The 14735-nt window shown below is 58.3% G+C and carries 14 protein-coding genes, 1 tRNA gene and 1 pseudogene; 9 read left to right on the top strand and 7 right to left on the bottom strand.

The window, feature by feature from the left end; all coding sequences use genetic code 11:
* Positions 1 to 180: 180 nt before the first annotated feature.
* Genes BM399_RS20240 through BM399_RS20230 form a run of 3 tightly spaced genes read right to left on the bottom strand, consistent with a single transcriptional unit; the run spans position 181 to position 3121 of the window.
* On the bottom strand, positions 181 to 834 hold the full coding sequence (locus tag BM399_RS20240) for an IspD/TarI family cytidylyltransferase (protein ID WP_177228228.1): 654 nt from the start codon (positions 832 to 834) through the stop codon (positions 181 to 183).
* Positions 831 to 2234, bottom strand: a complete 1404-nt coding sequence (locus BM399_RS20235) for a sulfatase-like hydrolase/transferase (protein WP_143117881.1) — start codon at positions 2232 to 2234, stop codon at positions 831 to 833. Before BM399_RS20235 ends, BM399_RS20240 begins: the two co-directional genes overlap by 4 nt.
* Positions 2231 to 3121 carry a glycosyltransferase family 2 protein gene (locus BM399_RS20230; protein WP_092869602.1) on the bottom strand — a complete coding sequence of 297 codons (891 nt, stop codon included), beginning with the start codon at positions 3119 to 3121 and terminating at the stop codon, positions 2231 to 2233. Before BM399_RS20230 ends, BM399_RS20235 begins: the two co-directional genes overlap by 4 nt.
* 634 nt (positions 3122 to 3755) lie before the next feature.
* Here BM399_RS20230 and BM399_RS20225 point away from each other — a divergent pair.
* Entirely contained in the window at positions 3756 to 4856 is a 1101-nt protein-coding gene (locus tag BM399_RS20225; protein WP_244531409.1) for an alpha/beta hydrolase family protein, read from the top strand.
* Between the two features lie 167 nt (positions 4857 to 5023).
* Here BM399_RS20225 and BM399_RS20220 read toward each other — a convergent pair.
* Positions 5024 to 5640: pseudogene (locus BM399_RS20220) on the bottom strand (Y-family DNA polymerase).
* A 466-nt stretch (positions 5641 to 6106) separates the two neighbouring features.
* On the opposite strand from BM399_RS20220, the gene BM399_RS20215 reads away from it, so the two are divergent.
* The 7 genes from BM399_RS20215 to BM399_RS20185 all read left to right on the top strand — a co-directional run bounded on the left by BM399_RS20215 (position 6107) and on the right by BM399_RS20185 (position 12484).
* Complete coding sequence (locus BM399_RS20215; RefSeq protein ID WP_092869600.1) at positions 6107 to 6697, top strand: cupin domain-containing protein; 591 nt, start codon at positions 6107 to 6109, stop codon at positions 6695 to 6697.
* Between the two features lie 130 nt (positions 6698 to 6827).
* The gene (locus tag BM399_RS20210; RefSeq protein ID WP_280140602.1) at positions 6828 to 7679 is read left to right on the top strand and encodes a nitrilase family protein; all 852 of its coding nucleotides are present in this window, start codon (positions 6828 to 6830) and stop codon (positions 7677 to 7679) included.
* Positions 7680 to 7694: 15 nt separating this feature from the next.
* Positions 7695 to 8648 (top strand): agmatinase family protein, encoded by a 954-nt coding sequence (locus BM399_RS20205; protein ID WP_092869599.1) that lies wholly within the window; start codon positions 7695 to 7697, stop codon positions 8646 to 8648.
* A 79-nt stretch (positions 8649 to 8727) separates the two neighbouring features.
* On the top strand, positions 8728 to 9660 hold the full coding sequence (locus tag BM399_RS20200; protein ID WP_092869598.1) for an ABC transporter substrate-binding protein: 933 nt from the start codon (positions 8728 to 8730) through the stop codon (positions 9658 to 9660).
* Positions 9661 to 9738: 78 nt separating this feature from the next.
* A complete protein-coding gene (locus BM399_RS20195; protein ID WP_092869597.1) occupies positions 9739 to 10545 on the top strand; it encodes an ABC transporter permease in 807 nt (268 codons plus the stop codon).
* Positions 10542 to 11339, top strand: coding sequence for an ABC transporter ATP-binding protein (locus BM399_RS20190; protein WP_092869596.1), 798 nt, complete (start codon positions 10542 to 10544; stop codon positions 11337 to 11339). The genes BM399_RS20195 and BM399_RS20190 overlap by 4 nt, the downstream gene beginning before the upstream one ends.
* Before the next feature lie 14 nt (positions 11340 to 11353).
* A complete protein-coding gene (locus BM399_RS20185) occupies positions 11354 to 12484 on the top strand; it encodes a M20 family metallopeptidase (protein ID WP_092869595.1) in 1131 nt (376 codons plus the stop codon).
* 185 nt (positions 12485 to 12669) lie between these two features.
* On the opposite strand, the gene BM399_RS21600 is transcribed toward BM399_RS20185, so the two are convergent.
* The 3 genes from BM399_RS21600 to BM399_RS20175 all read right to left on the bottom strand — a co-directional run bounded on the left by BM399_RS21600 (position 12670) and on the right by BM399_RS20175 (position 13811).
* Positions 12670 to 12759, bottom strand: coding sequence for a hypothetical protein (locus BM399_RS21600; RefSeq protein ID WP_425284109.1), 90 nt, complete (start codon positions 12757 to 12759; stop codon positions 12670 to 12672).
* Positions 12760 to 12886: 127 nt separating this feature from the next.
* Positions 12887 to 12962 (bottom strand) — tRNA-Ile (locus BM399_RS20180).
* Between the two features lie 84 nt (positions 12963 to 13046).
* Positions 13047 to 13811, bottom strand: coding sequence for a hypothetical protein (locus tag BM399_RS20175; RefSeq protein WP_092869594.1), 765 nt, complete (start codon positions 13809 to 13811; stop codon positions 13047 to 13049).
* Positions 13812 to 14003: 192 nt separating this feature from the next.
* On the opposite strand from BM399_RS20175, the gene BM399_RS20170 reads away from it, so the two are divergent.
* Positions 14004 to 14732 (top strand): SIMPL domain-containing protein, encoded by a 729-nt coding sequence (locus tag BM399_RS20170; RefSeq protein WP_092869593.1) that lies wholly within the window; start codon positions 14004 to 14006, stop codon positions 14730 to 14732.
* The last annotated feature ends 3 nt before the right edge of the window (positions 14733 to 14735 follow it).

The raw sequence follows: 14735 nt of genomic DNA, 5'->3' as shown, positions 1-14735 counted from the left end.
CCGAACCGGTCTTGCCGTCACCTTATAGGGGACGATGGTGCTCCTTCTGCTTCTGCATAAGTGCGATCGCATTGTCGAAGGTTCTGACTGGCGGCTGGTTCTTCGCGGGGGCGAGGTTAGGCGGCAAACTGGTAAGGCGGGTTGCACGCGAATCTGTCATCCCGTCACCATGCTTGCGAACTAAGCCTTTTCTCGCTCTATAAGTGCCTTAGCCAAGAGCAGATCATCTTCGGTGGTAATTTTGATGTTGGTGGATCTTCCGGCGACGAAAGTCGTGCGCACTCCACCGCGCTCAAGTATATCGAGAAGGCTGGGATCGGAGCTTCCGTCGGACGCCGGAGAGAAAGCATATCCAGCCAGAACAGCCTCGCGAGAAAAAACGACCGGTTTTTGCCCGATCAGAACGTCTTCCGGGCCGTGCAGCAAGGCGCCAGATCTATCATATAGAAATTCGGAATTGGGCAGGCCGGGAGCTGCTGCACCACTTCGCGCAGCCTCGCCAAGCAATCGCTCGACAAGATCAAGGTCCACGAATGGATGAACCACGTCATGAAGTAGAAGCCATGGCGCTGTGGCCTCGGCGATCAGACGTCGGGTGGTTTCGCTCCTGCTGGAACAACCGGGGATGATCCGGACTCCTTCGGCTCCGACAAGAGCAGTCGCTCGTTCGATCTCAGACGCTGGAACAGCTACGATCGTGGAGGCCGCAACTCTATTCGCCAGCCGCACCGCGCGCTCCAAAAGCGTGCAGTCATCCAAGCGCACGAATGCCTTGGGACCAAGCCCCAGGCGCACACCGCTACCTGCGGCCTGGATGAGGGCCTGAACGATCACTCTCCGGCCGTGACCGCAGCCGCGCCCCAAATCCAACCCATCACGCCACCTACCTGCGAGCGACGAGGCGCTGCACCGATGATAGTCTCTTCTGGTCTCGGCTCAGCCGATCCGAAGAAACTATCGCGCCCGTATCGGTTAACTCGGTCAAACATTTGAAGATCGAGAACTTCCAGCGCATCACGACGGCTTTTGCGGGCCTTCACATATGCATTTTTGGCCGCAACATGATCTTTCAATGCCCGGCGCAAGTTGGCGAATGTGTTCTGCAATGCGCCATTACTCAGCCACATGTGACGAACCGTATTGAAATGCGGATGTCGCGGTTGCTGTAATTCCAGCAGGCGAAGGCCGTCGTCAGTCAATTCAAAGTGATGCAACAGGTTACTGTGGTTTCCAGGATCGAGCTTGTGGCCGTAGAATTCGAGTCCACGCGAACTGACCATTAGGACGTGTGTTCGATCAATCGCAGCAAATGACCTTCGCACGTCGAGATGAGGCGCATCCGGTTGGTTGGCGGCGAAGTTCTGAGAAAAGGCGACGGATCTGGATGGCGCACCCATCAGACTCACCCCCGCAGTGTACTGCGACGCCATCCCGGAAAGCCCGAGGAGCTGAAGGCAGGTCGGTGCAAGATCGACGGTGCTGGCAAGCCTATTGTCGATACCGGCAGACACATCGGCATCTGATATCACCAGTGGAGTGTGCACTAGCGGGGTAAAAGGTTCCAGCCCATGCAGTAAGCCGTTCTTGAAACCATGCGTCCAATGATCGTCGCCATGATCGCCATAGGCGATGATGGTCGTGTCTTCCAGCAGACCGCGGCGACGCAGGATATCAAGGACCTCTCCGAGTAAGGCATCGGTGACAGCGCATGCGCCGCCGATGAGATCCTCAATACTCTCGGCATACGGCGCGAGTGCAATGTTCGTTTCAATGTGTGGCAGGAGATTCCAAATATAAATCGCGAATGGCATTCCCTCGATGCGCTGTTCGAACTGCCCCACGAGATCGCGGAAATCGTTCGTGCTCCAGACGGCAGGTATGCTGGCGGAGAGTAACGGCAGCATCGGTTTGACGGTGGCGGTGGCGCATAAGAAGGACGTCTCGTATCCCGCCTCCCGTAATGTCACGAACAAACTCTCTGTATCGCCTGCAGGCTGCGAAATGCCTGAAGCGGCATCGAATTCGCCGTCGTTGCCATGCATGAATGCCGATATGGCCATCTGCGTCGACGTCGCCGAGGAGAAGTACGAACGGTAGACGCGGGACGTCTCCATCAAGCGATGCAGGTGCGGAAACGCTTCCGGGAAGGCTGTTAGCCTTTGCCAAGCGACACTTTCGAGATGAAAAACCAGAAGGTTTTTCCGCCGGGCGCTGGATCGAAGGGACGACGTCATGAACTGCGCTGCCGCCAATCGGCGAAAATCGCTTTGAAATCGAAGCCGAGAAGTTCCGGACGGCTTGACACGGGCTTTGGTGCGACCCACTTCGCCAGTTTGGCTGGCCTTCGCCAACCAAAAAACGACCGCCGGCGGGATGACATGGCACGACCAACGTCTGCCCGACGGTTCTCAGGCAAATCCACATATCCCCTGCCCAGCGGGATACGCTTCAACTTCAGCCCGGTTTCGTCAATCAGGTGGCCGTAGCCTATGGCTTGGTCGTGGTTGTCTGGATCGACGCTCCGGAATTTCTCGAACCGTACCTCGCGGTCGCGCCGTTCGATCATCCGCAGATGATAAAGGTTGGCGCGCATGTTGGCGCGCGGACAGTCTTGCATTTCCGGTGGGAACCAAGGCTGGTGCATTCCCGGATCTCGGCGGGTGATCGTGTCGGGCAACCGGAACATGCGGGCGGACCAGCGCGGCTGGCACAGCCCATCGGTGCGGTAATGGTTCCGCGAATTCCAGAGATTGACGAGTTGCAAGAGACGAACCGGCGCGCCGCGCTCATTGCCGATGTGGGCCTCGGCTCGGAGGCGTCGAAGGAACCGTTCCTCAAATCGCTCATCGGCGTCGGCGCACAGGACCCAATCGGCCCCCAGTCGCGCCGCCTCCATGATCAGACGGTGGCGATTTGAGACTTCATGGGCATGGGCCGGACCTGGTCGGTGCTCCCGCAGCACCGATACCACTTTGGGTTCCAAGCGGAGTATGTCCGCCGTCGCATCCGTTGAGCAATCATCAAGAGCGATGATTGCGTTCACATACGGCGCAAGATGATAGAGAAATCCAGGAAGGTATCGCTCTTCGTTCCGAACGGCGATGATACCGAAGATGTTCATGCAGGGCCGTGGAGCTAAGGGTGTTAAACGACAGCCCCGACGCGGCCGCTACGATTTTCGAGAGGGTTCGAACGGTAGGGTTCGTTGCTGGAGATCACTAGTGCAAACGTGCTTCGACTCGACGTTTTCCACCAAGAATGTCAGGCTCGGACAGCGCCCCCGACCGGGGATTTGATGCCCGCACGAGAGTCCGCTCCTTAAAGAAGTGAACGCGCGCCACCCTTCGTAGAGCCCCACGCCATCGATGACATCGGTATCTTTATGAAGGCCCACCGTTGCGCAACGTTTTTGCGCGCCTAATCAATCATTACCTGCGCTGACTGATCGCTATTGCGCTCCCAAAACAACATGTGTTGATCCCGATTGAGGGGAGATGGACGTCGCATTGCCATTCTTCCCGGCGCAAGCGCCATTATGCCCAGCAAACGTCGCATAAATGGAAATAGAACGTCCGCTGCTCTCCTTCCCGGTCTCACATCCTCGTCTTCGTAAATCCGCCGAAGAGCCCGATTGCTTGGTTCTCTCAGGGGGCAATCAAGTGCACTCTGTGCCGGCTGTTAACAATTACTATCAAGGTGCCTCACCCATAAGCTCGCCGGGTCAGAAACCGGGAACTTGAATGAGGTTCGCCACAATGAAAAAAAAGATTTGGAAACGTCTCTCAAGCGGGCTTGGGAGGTCAATGTTGCTTGCCTGCAGCGTGACCGCCTTAACCCAGATGTCGGCGCCTCCTGCCGAAGCACATTCAGACAAGGGAAAGTCACACAAAAATCCGCCGTTGGTGCTGTCGGACGAAGGTAGCTTTTTCATCAACGGGAAAGTCGAAAACACGCAATTCCCGACGGCTGGTTCTCCGGCACCCGGCAAGACGATCGTCAATCAGATGTACGTCCGGTACATGATCCCGGATAAGGTGCGGCAATACACGACGAAGAACGGCAAGAAGACGGTAAAGACCAACGTGCCGCCCGTGATCATGATCCACGGTTCGGGACATACCGGGGCTACCTTTGAGACAACTCCGGATGGTCGCGAGGGCTGGGCGACGTATTTCCTCCGGCAAGGTTTTCCCGTGTACATTGTCGATCATTCCGGACGCGCACGATCCGGCTTCGATCCTAACGTGATTAATCAGGCTAAAGTCGACTCCAATCCTGCGATCCTACCCAGCATAGTGAAAACGACGCTCGAAGGTGCGTGGGTCGGTTTCCGGATCGGACCTGAGTACGGAGTTGCTTACCCTGGGACGCAGTTCCCTACCGCGCAGTTCGAGCATTACGCAGCGCAGCTGGTCCCGAATACCGAGGTCACACTGGCCGGCGGGGGAAACAACAGTACTGACGCTATGGTCGCGCTGTTGGACAAGATCGGACCGGCCATCATCATTGCCCACTCGCAGGGAAGCACTTACGGCGCGGCGTCAACGGTTCAGAGACCTAATCTTGTGAAGGGTCTGGTCCTCCTCGAAGGTTCATGCGCTGCAACACCAACCGAAATCGCCTCTGCCTTCGTTCGCTCGCCCTACATGGCAATTATCGGCGACAACCGTCCATCGGACCGAAACGTGCAGTGCCAAACCGCCGTTTCTTCGATCAACGCGGCAGGCGGAAACGCCAAGTTCTGGCTCCTGCCCGACAGCGGCATGAAGGGAAATACTCACATGATGATGATGGACAAAAACAGCGACCTGATCGCCAACAAGCTGCTCACTTGGCTGACCTCCAACATCAAGTGATCTGCAGCTCAAAGGACTTAGTGAGTTGGATTAGTGGGAGGCGTCAGGGCTAATGGCCTGACGCCTCCCACTATTCGTTTTGCTCACCTCGACCCGCCGGGGCTTTTTCCATCAAGGGCCAAAGCAGAAGATACGGGCGTCGGTTGTGCCCCGACAATCCCGCGCTTCTAGCTGCGCTCTGTATCTAAAGCGAGATCAAGCCGGCCGTCGGTGTCGGATGCAAATTTGGAGACGGCGACGCCAACGAGACGAATGCCGGTCGTGAACGGATAGAAGGATCGCACAAGCGATAAGCTGATCTCGTGAAGCCGGTCGCGCGTTGCGACAACTCGCGATTCGGTGCGGCTGCGGGTGACAATTCTGAAATCCGCGTATTTTATTTTCACGGTGACGGTCGCGCCGAAGTTTTGATTTTTCTCGCACCAGGCCCAGACTTCATCGGCCATCTCGATGACGGTGACGTCGAGATAGGCCCCGTCGAGCGAAAGCGGTTCGATGAGTGGTGTGTACGCGGCGAATATTTCCCTGTTTTGGCGCGAGACGGCGCGATAGACCTCGAAGCGCGGAGGCACGAAGATGAGATCGGGCATTGCCGGAGCGCCGTCGTCGAGCGCACGCCGAACACGCGTGCTTCATAACTCGCGGCCGCGACGACGCCGCGCTTGGCGCCATAACCGACGGCAACCGGCTTGCCGCGCAGCTCGGGATTATCCCGTTGCTCAACCGAGGCATAGAAGGCGTCCATGTCGACGTGAATGATTTTGCGAACAGCGACTTCACTCATGGCGGAAGTTTAGCACGATCCATGTGCACCGCCCGTCTCATCGCATGGGCGTGCGGTGCTTCTTGATTTTCCCCTCTCGGCGACGCGAAAAGAATGTCGATCAACGAGGCTTTCGGTCAGACGATCAACGAAATTTTTCTCGGACGGCGAAGCTTGTCTCGAAAGGACTAACGGATGCAAGGATTTGAGCTTGGGTGTAGTAGACCGCAGTTTATCTTCGAGGAAGAGCCCCGAAGTATCACTGGACGGTGCTGATCGGGAGAGCGTGGCTGTCATGACGGCCGCAGCGACCAGGCCGCGAACCCCCGCAGCGCGCTTCGCCGTCGTGCTCATGCGCATCTCAGTCGCACTGCAAATCGCTGTTCGCAGGCCTGTTATTTACTCTTAGGTTGCTCGTCGGTTAGACAAGGCCGCCAAATGAAGGCATCAATTTTCAAAAACCTCGCGCTCAAGGTGAGTTCACAGCATGGCGGCTAGGGGCCAACGTTCGAATAACCAACCGATTGAGCTTGGCCAGCGGTTGAAGTCGGCGCGAAAGTCGAAAGGTCTGCTCTTGCGGGAGGTGGCAGATCAAGTTGGATGCTCAAAGAGCCTCCTCTCGAAATTCGAGCACGGTGCTGCATCGCCCTCTCTCGCGACCTTGCACCGTATTGTCCAAGTTCTCGGCATCAATATTGGCGCACTCTGCGATCACGTTCCGGCAAGTACGGTGCATGTGTCGAAAGCCAATGGCAGGCCGCTCATAAATACGGCAGCCAACGGGGCTTCCGTAGGGGTCGTCCTGGAGCGTTTGGTGCCGCACGGCGCCGGCCATCAGCTTCAGGGAAATATCCACATCATCCCGCCGGGCCATGGCAGCGTCGGCTCGATCACCCACGAAGGCGAAGAAATCGGCTACGTGCTGGCAGGCCGCCTCGATCTCACCATTGGCAAAGAAACCTTTCGACTAACCGAGGGAGACAGCTTCGTTTTCTCATCGGGGCTCGATCACGCCTACCGCAACCCAGGACGCAAGATCGCGAAGGTCATCTGGATCAACACGCCGCCGACATTCTGACATTCGAGCACCGCGCAGTTTAGAATTCGCGCGGCTGCGACGAGTTGAATTGAACTCAACTTCAGAGTTGCACGCCCAGTTGAACTATGCTCAACCTAATTTCCACGTACGAAAGACGTGGAGATGAAGCATGGCAGCGGGATCCGGCGAAACACCTCTCTGCATCGCTTGCATTCAGATGGAGCCAATTTTTGGCGACACGGCAGGCAACGTCGAGCGCATCATTCGCCTCATTGATGAAGCTGCCGACAAGGGCGCTCGTCTCGTCGTTCTTCCAGAACTCTGCAACACCGGATACGTCTTCAACTCACGCGCCGAAGCTTTCGCATTAGCTGAAAGCATTCCGGATGGACCAACCGTCGCGGCATGGTCTGCGGCTGCGAAAAAGCGCGACTTGTACATTGTCGCGGGCATCGCCGAGCGCGCTGGTGAGAGGTTGTTCAATTCCGCGGTAATGATCGGCCCCGACGGCTATATCGGCACATTCCGCAAAGTTCATCTTTGGGGCGATGAGAACCTCTACTTCGAACCCGGCGATCTTGGGTTTCCGGTTTTCCCAACACCGTTCGGCCGGATCGGCATGATGATCTGTTACGATCAGTGGTTTCCGGAAGCGTATAGAACCTGCACGTTGCGCGGCGCAGACATCGTCTGCATTCCAACGAACTGGGTGCCAATTCCCGGTCAAGATCCGAAGCGCGAAGCCATGGCGAACATCATCGCAATGGCCGCCGCACACACCAACTCGATCTACGTGGCCGCTGCCGACCGCATTGGCACCGAGCGCGGCCAGCCTTTCATCGGACAAAGCCTGATCGTCAGCTACACCGGCTGGCCGGTTGGCGGACCTGCATCTTCCGACAGGCAAGAGATCGTCTTGGCCACAGTCAATGTTTCCGACGCGCGGCGAAAGCGGCGCTGGAACGATCACAATCAAGTCGTGCGCGACCGCCGGCCAGACCAGTATGACAACGATCTTTGATGGATCTTTAGCTTCATGAAACTTACGAGCAGTCCGCCTCCTTTTACATTTCTCGGTGCACCTTTTGTTGAAGCTGACGCCAAGCTTCTGAAGGAGAGAGGCACGAAGGCTGCTCTCCTCGGCATGCCTTACGACATGGGCGGCATTTGGCGCACAGGAACGGCCGATGGGCCGCGCGGTCTCCGCGACGCTTCTCGCCAATATGGTCCCTACTTCTTCGACGACGACGTCGACTTGCTGGAGACCTTCAAGCTCGTCGATTGCGGCAACGCGCCGATGGTGCCAGCGAGCCCTGAGAAATGCCGGGCGGCGATGAAGCATGGCGCGTCCGAGATCATCCGCTCCGGCGCCACCGGCATCTTCATCGGCGGCGATCATTCCATTCCGATCCCCATCGGTCAGGCGCTCTCGGAAGCGACGCCTGGAAAAATCGGCTACATCGTCTTCGACGCGAATATGGACGCCGAAGAAGAGGTCGACGGCGAACGCTTCTCGAACTGGTCGGAAGCGTGCCGCCTTGCAGAGCTGCCGAACCTCGATCCCAAGAACATGGTGATGATCGGCATTCGCGGCTCGCTCAATACGCGCCGGCAATTCGAGTACGTGAAATCCAAGGGCATCACCGTCTTCGCGATGCGCGATATCATCGAGCTCGGCATCGTTGAGGTCATGAACAGAGCAATCGCCATCGCGGGCGCAGGCACGGATGCGCTGTACGTCAGCTTTGATACCGATGGCGTGGACGCGGCCTACGCGCCTGGAACAAGCGGACCTGAACCCGGCGGCTTGACGTCACGCGAAATCATCACAGCGGCGCGCATGCTCGGGCGGCACGGCGTCACCATTTTCGACATCGTCGAGCTGTGCCCCGCATACGATCCTTCGGGCATCACAGCCCGGCTCGCCTGCTACATCATCTTCAATTTGCTGGGTGCCTCGCACGCGGCAAACGGGCTGCAAGCTCGTTGACGGGCTCATTTCTCGATAGCACTGGAGGACATGCGACTTGATCAGGAAAGTATTTACAGCCCTGGCCTTGGCTACAGCCATGATGGGTTTACCGGCAGCGAAAGCCGCCGACGCTCCGTTGCAGATCGGCGTGACTATCTGGCCTGGATGGATGCCGTGGTGGATTGTTGAAGAGAAGGGTTACTTCGACGAAGTCGGCGTCAAGGCCAACATCGTCAAGTTCAAGCGGCATCCGGACGATATGTCCGCGTTTGCCGGCAAGCAGCTCGACGCCACCCATATGATCCTTGCCGACGTCATCATACCGGCATCGAAGGGCGTTCCGGGACGCATTGTGCTCATCACAGACGAGTCGTCGGGCGCCGACGGCATTATCGCCAAAACCGGCATCGACGGCATCAAGGATTTCAAAGGCAAACGCGTCGCCTATGAACTCGGCGGCGTCAGCCAGCTGATCCTGATGCGGGCCTTGGAAAAGGAAGGCCTGACGCTTGACGATGTAAGCTCGGTCAACATGTCGGCGGAAGACGCAGGCACGGCATTTCTCGCCGGTGCCGTCGACGTCGCCGTAACCTGGGAGCCCTATCTCAGCCAGGCTTCGAAGGACGGCAAAGGCCGCGTCGTCTTCTCGACCGCAGACACACCAGGCTTGGTGCCCGATCTTCTGGTCTTCCGCGCGGAAACGATCGAAAAGCGCTCCGCCGACGTCCAAAAGGTCATCGCCGCCTGGAACAAGGCGCTCGCCTTCATCAAGACCAACCGCAAGGAAGCGGTGGAGATCATGGCCAAGGGCGCCGAGATCAGCGCGGAAGAGATGGAGCAGAACCTCGCGGGGATCAAACTCTACTCGCTCGCCGATAACGTTCGCGAATTCGGCGCAGCTCCGGATGGCCCGTTGTTCAAGACCGCTGATGAACAGGCAGACTTCCTCCTCAAGAGCAAGTTGATCGATAGCAAACCGGACGTTCCTTCGCTGGTTGCGCCGCAGTTTGTCGGTGCAGTCACGGAATAACGTAGACACTCCATTTTGGCGGCGAGCGAAGTTGCATCACTCGCCGCCTTTTTCCGGTTCGAGGAAACATCCGCTTAAATGCCCACTTGGTTGAGCCAAATCGGCCGCATTCGCGCTCCCATTCCGGCGGCGCTCTACTGGACAGTTGCCGCGGCGACATTCGTTATACCTGCTGCGATCTGGTGGCTTGCCTCAAGCAGCGGCTACGTCGATCGCCTTTTTTTGCCGAGCCCTGCGGACGTTGCCAAACAGGCCGTCGTTCTGGCTGAGAATGGCCGGTTATGGAGCGACATCGGATGGAGCGTGTTCCGCGTTTTTGCGGGCTTCACGCTGGCGGCGATCGTCGCCATACCCATCGGAATTCTGATGGGCACCTACCATATCGCCGACGCGATCTTCGAGCCGTTCACGGACTTTGTTCGCTACATGCCGGCGGCGGCGTTCATTCCGCTCATCATGCTCTACGTCGGCATCGGCGAAACGGCCAAGATCCTGATGATCTTCATCGGCACCTACTTTCAGCTCGTACTGCTTGTGGCCGCAGTCGCGCGGACGGTGCCGATCGACGTCATTAACGTCGCATACACGCTCGGTGCAAGTCGCCGTCAGGTGCTGACGAACGTCGTCGTTCCGGCGAGCTTGCCCGGGCTCGTGGAGAATTTGCGGATCACCCTCGGTTGGGCCTGGACATACGTGATCGTTGCCGAGCTGATCGCCGCGCAACAGGGTTTGGGGTTCAGAATCATGGAGGCGCAGCGCTTCCTCAAGACCGATACGATTTTCCTCTACATCGCCATCATCGGACTTCTCGGACTGGCATCCGATCAGATCATGCGGCGGATCTCATCGAAAACCATGCCTTGGGCGGAGACGTTTGACCGATGAACCTTTCCGCAAGAGCAAATGCAACATCCACGGAAAGCGTCGCCAAGCTCTCGGTTCGCGACATCAGCCGGCGCTTCGAAACGCGCGGCAAAATCGTCGAGGCACTGAAAGGCGTTTCTTTCGATGTACCGAGCGGCGGCTTCTATTCCATCATCGGTCACTCAGGCTGCGGAAAGTCGACCCTTCTGAATATCGTGGCCGGCCTCGACCAAGCGACCAGCGGCGTCGTGGCCGTCGATGGTGTCGTGCGGCGGAGCCCTGGCCCCGATCGCGGCATGGTCTTTCAAAGCTACACGCTGTTCCCGTGGCTGAGCGTAATCGAGAACGTCGCATTCGGAATGCGGATGGGCGGCATGGGCAAGAAGGAGCGCAGAGAAGCCGCTCAGCACTACGTCGAGCTCGTCAAGCTCTCGGCGTTCGTCGATGCCTATCCGAAGGAACTCTCGGGCGGCATGCGCCAACGCGTTGCCTTGGCTCGCGCGCTCGCGAACAAACCTGCCGTCCTGCTGATGGACGAGCCATTCGGCGCGCTCGATGCGGAAACGCGGGAGCAAATGCAAGAGCTTTTGCTCAACGTCAGGAACAAAGAGTTCATGACTGTCTTGTTCATCACGCACGATATCGAGGAAGCGATATTGCTGTCGGAGACGATCGGCATCATGGCGGCAAGGCCGGGCCGCGTCGCTCACGAGTTCAAAATAGAGCTGCCATATCCGCGCGATGCCGCAACCAAGGTGTCGGATGCATTCGTGCAAAACAAGCGGCGCCTCATAGAAGTTTTCAAATCCATCTGAGTTAGGCCTCACCCATGTCATCCCATCCGGCTGTCCAACTGACCCAGGATCTGGTTCGGGTGGACACCGTCAATCCGCCCGGACAAGAAGAAGCCTGCGCGCGGCTTCTCGCTGAGCGCCTCGCTAAATCCGGCTTCGAGATAGAGCTCAGCGAAATTGCGCCCGGCCGTCCCAACCTCGTCGCGCGTCTGCGCGGCACGTCGTGCAAACCGGCGTTATGCTTCAGCGGACACCTCGACACAGTGCCACTGGGCGCCGAGAGCTGGACGCGACCGCCGCTCGCCGGAGAAATTCACGACGGCCGGATATCGGGTCGCGGAACAACCGACATGAAGGGGGGCATCGCCGCCTTTATCGTGGCGGCTGAGACTTACGCCGGCGCCACGGAACGTGTCGCCGATATCGTCCTCATGCTGAGCGCGTCTGAGGAAACCGGCTGCCAGGGCGCGGCTGCAATCGCCGAGAGCCGCGGGAAATACGGGAAAATCGGCGCATTCGTCGTCGCCGAACCGACGGCGAACGCCGTGATGCATGGACACAAGGGCGCGACCTGGGCCCGCCTCAGCGCCAAGGGCAGAACCGCTCATGGCTCGATGCCCGATTTGGGCGTCAATGCTATTTACAAACTCGCGGATGCGGTGAGGATCATCCGAGCCTTCAGATTTTCGGAGGACCCGCACCCGCTTCTCGGTGTCCCGAGCCTCAACGTCGGTACGATCACCGGAGGACAGAACGTCAATTCGGTTCCCGATACCGCCAGCCTCATGCTGGATCTCAGAACGGTATGGCCAAGGAGCACGGATCGCATTCTGAAACAGATTGCGAGCGCGATCGGCCCCGACATCGATATTTCGCAGCAGCTCTCCGTCCCGAGCTTGGCGACCGATATCGACGATCCTTGGGTCAAGCGCGTCGAGCAACTCGTTGAATCGGTGACGGGCGCAAGTCAAAAGCCGAGCGCTGCAACCTTCTTTACCGATGGCGCGATACTGCGCGAAGCCTTCGACTTGGCGCCGACGATCCTGCTCGGCCCAGGCGAACCTTCTCTGGCGCACCAGACGGACGAATGGTGCAGCGTAGACAGGATCGAAGAGGCGTGCGCGATGTACAAGCTGATCATCGAAGATTGGCAGCGATCCGCATAGTCACCGTACCGAAGAGCACCGAGAACGGCCCAGGTAAAAATTCCTCCGGAGGAAGGGGTAAGAAGGGGCGCCCCCAGATTGATCACGAATAACGACAGTGCACATCGTCCCACGCTCCGACGCTAAGGTCAGTTCCGCGTCAGAAGCGCCATAAACCGATTTGCATGAAGTCCGCTTTTGTACGGTCAGCGGACTAACTCTGAATGGCAAGCCTCGATCCTTCGAATTGTGCGCTCAGTGACCCCCGCAGCTTGAGCCAGATCGATGATCGTCAGTCCGGCCTGTCACTTTGGGCATCTGCATCGATCACCGCGATCGAGCGCGCCATAAGCGATGCGAAGATCACCAGCGCATATTAGGCAGCAACGAGCGCCAGAACTTGAGTTAAGTTGTTGATTTCATTGGTGGGCCCGCCAGGACTCGAACCTGGAACCAGACGGTTATGAGCCGTCAGCTCTAACCATTGAGCTACGGGCCCGCGCGCGCTTCTCTTAACAGATGTTCGCAGAAGGACCAGTGCCGGCTGGCGATTCTGCGTTGGCATTCTGTCGCCGACGCAACTTTACTGGATTTTCTGCCCCCCGCGGCGCTTGCCATGGAATTCATCATAGGTTTTGCCGGTCGCCAAACGAAAAGCCGCGTTACGTCCCGCGCGGAAATATTTCTGCAAGGCCCGGCGGAGCGCCCAGGCGCGACGCGTCGGGTCGCGAATGCTGTCGTGCACGATGACGGCGTCGGGAAGAGCATCGTGCAGTTCTATGCCTGCAAGCCTGATCGGCAGCGTTCCGACAGAGTAAATCTCAGGACTATCCGACATCGCATGGATCAGCATGAATTCCGCTGATTGGCCGGGGCCCGCGCTGCGGCACGTGGCTTCCCATCCGGCAACGAAGGCGTCAGCCCCTGGCGTCGGGCGAAGGAGCAGGACGCGAGTCGTCGGTTTCAGCGCGCGCTGCGTTCCTTTTGCGGTGCCCTTCGTTCGCATGACGACGTCACCACGCGTGTTCAGTATCCCGCTGATATCACCGCGGACCCGGCAATCGACATCCATGAAAATGAGATTTTCATCTGGATAATCGCGACGGGCGTGAGCCAGGACAGTCGGCTTCTGACGGGTCTGCGAGTACCAGTCGCCTTCGACGATCGGACGCGCGTAAAGGTGATGCGAGATTTGATGCTCGGCGAGGTTTTGCGCAAAGGCCCGTGCGGCCGGCTCGTAGTTCGGAGTGAAAAATCCGACGACGAGAAAGTCCGTTGCGAAGAAATGACGAATGTCTGAATCGTCAGCCTTGTTTGCGGCGCGCTCGCGAAGATGCGTTTCAGTCATTCCTTGGTCTCAGTGCCTTCGGGAGTTCATGCTGCCTGACGTGAATGCTATATCAGGAGAACCGAAGGTCGCAAGACAACCCAAGAGCGCATACCGGCGCTAAATGCCGTGCGTTCAGCTGAAATACAGGATTTTGCCCTCTTTTGCCCGCGAACCGCTTATAGCGACCAGGGAAAAGGTGAGGAGACCAACATGCCAACAGCTCTGCGTTCTCGATTTCTCGTTTCGGCGCTCTCGGGCGCCGTCGTGACGGGTTTCCTCATGGCACAGGCAACAGGATTGCAGGCCCAGCAGATGCCTATCGAACGCTCGATCACGGTCTCCGCAACCGGCACCGCCGAGGCCGAACCCGACAGCGCTCGCATCACCTCAGGCGTCACGACGGAAGCCAAGACCGCGCGCGAAGCTTTGACCGGCAACAGCGAGACGATGAGCAAGGTCATCTCGGAGCTCAAAGCGAAAGGCATCAACCCGAAGGATATCCAGACCGCAGCTTTCAACGTCGAGCCGGTGATGGATTATTCCAAGGACGGACAACCGCCGCAGCTCAGGGGATATCGCGTCACCAATCAGGTCGTCGTGTACGTTCGCGTTCTTGATAAACTGGGCGAGGTCCTCGACGAGATCGTAAGCGCAGGCGCCAACCAAATTCAGGGATTGTCGTTCGTGGTTTCCAAAGAGGATACGCTGAAGGACGATGCCCGCAAGGAAGCCATCGCGAACGCATTGCGGCGCGCCAAGCTTCTCGCCGCAGCCGCCGGAGCCGAAGTCGGCAACGTCTTGCAGATATCGGAAGAAACGCAGGCGACCGGCCCTGTGACCTACGCCCCGCGATTGGCAAAGGCCGAAATGTCCGTTCCGATCGAAGCCGGAACGAGCACGCTCGAGGCCCGCGTGACTGTCACCTGGGCGCTGAAGTAGCGC

Source organism: Hyphomicrobium facile, assembly GCF_900116175.1.
GTDB classification, from domain to species: domain Bacteria; phylum Pseudomonadota; class Alphaproteobacteria; order Rhizobiales; family Hyphomicrobiaceae; genus Hyphomicrobium_B; species Hyphomicrobium_B facile.
Note: the sequence above shows the minus strand (reverse complement) of the source record. Positions and strands in the feature narration are given on the sequence as shown.

Coding starts and splice junctions, on each gene's coding strand:
- BM399_RS20230 (WP_092869602.1), bottom strand. CDS start 3,121: ATGAACATCTTCGGTATCATCGCCGTTCGGAACGAAGAGCGATACCTT.
- BM399_RS20210 (WP_280140602.1), top strand. CDS start 6,828: ATGGCAGCGGGATCCGGCGAAACACCTCTCTGCATCGCTTGCATTCAG.
- BM399_RS20200 (WP_092869598.1), top strand. CDS start 8,728: ATGATGGGTTTACCGGCAGCGAAAGCCGCCGACGCTCCGTTGCAGATC.
- BM399_RS20170 (WP_092869593.1), top strand. CDS start 14,004: ATGCCAACAGCTCTGCGTTCTCGATTTCTCGTTTCGGCGCTCTCGGGC.
- BM399_RS20185 (WP_092869595.1), top strand. CDS start 11,354: ATGTCATCCCATCCGGCTGTCCAACTGACCCAGGATCTGGTTCGGGTG.
- BM399_RS20195 (WP_092869597.1), top strand. CDS start 9,739: ATGCCCACTTGGTTGAGCCAAATCGGCCGCATTCGCGCTCCCATTCCG.
- BM399_RS20215 (WP_092869600.1), top strand. CDS start 6,107: ATGGCGGCTAGGGGCCAACGTTCGAATAACCAACCGATTGAGCTTGGC.
- BM399_RS20235 (WP_143117881.1), bottom strand. CDS start 2,234: ATGACGTCGTCCCTTCGATCCAGCGCCCGGCGGAAAAACCTTCTGGTT.
- BM399_RS20205 (WP_092869599.1), top strand. CDS start 7,695: ATGAAACTTACGAGCAGTCCGCCTCCTTTTACATTTCTCGGTGCACCT.
- BM399_RS20225 (WP_244531409.1), top strand. CDS start 3,756: ATGAAAAAAAAGATTTGGAAACGTCTCTCAAGCGGGCTTGGGAGGTCA.
- BM399_RS20190 (WP_092869596.1), top strand. CDS start 10,542: ATGAACCTTTCCGCAAGAGCAAATGCAACATCCACGGAAAGCGTCGCC.
- BM399_RS20175 (WP_092869594.1), bottom strand. CDS start 13,811: ATGACTGAAACGCATCTTCGCGAGCGCGCCGCAAACAAGGCTGACGAT.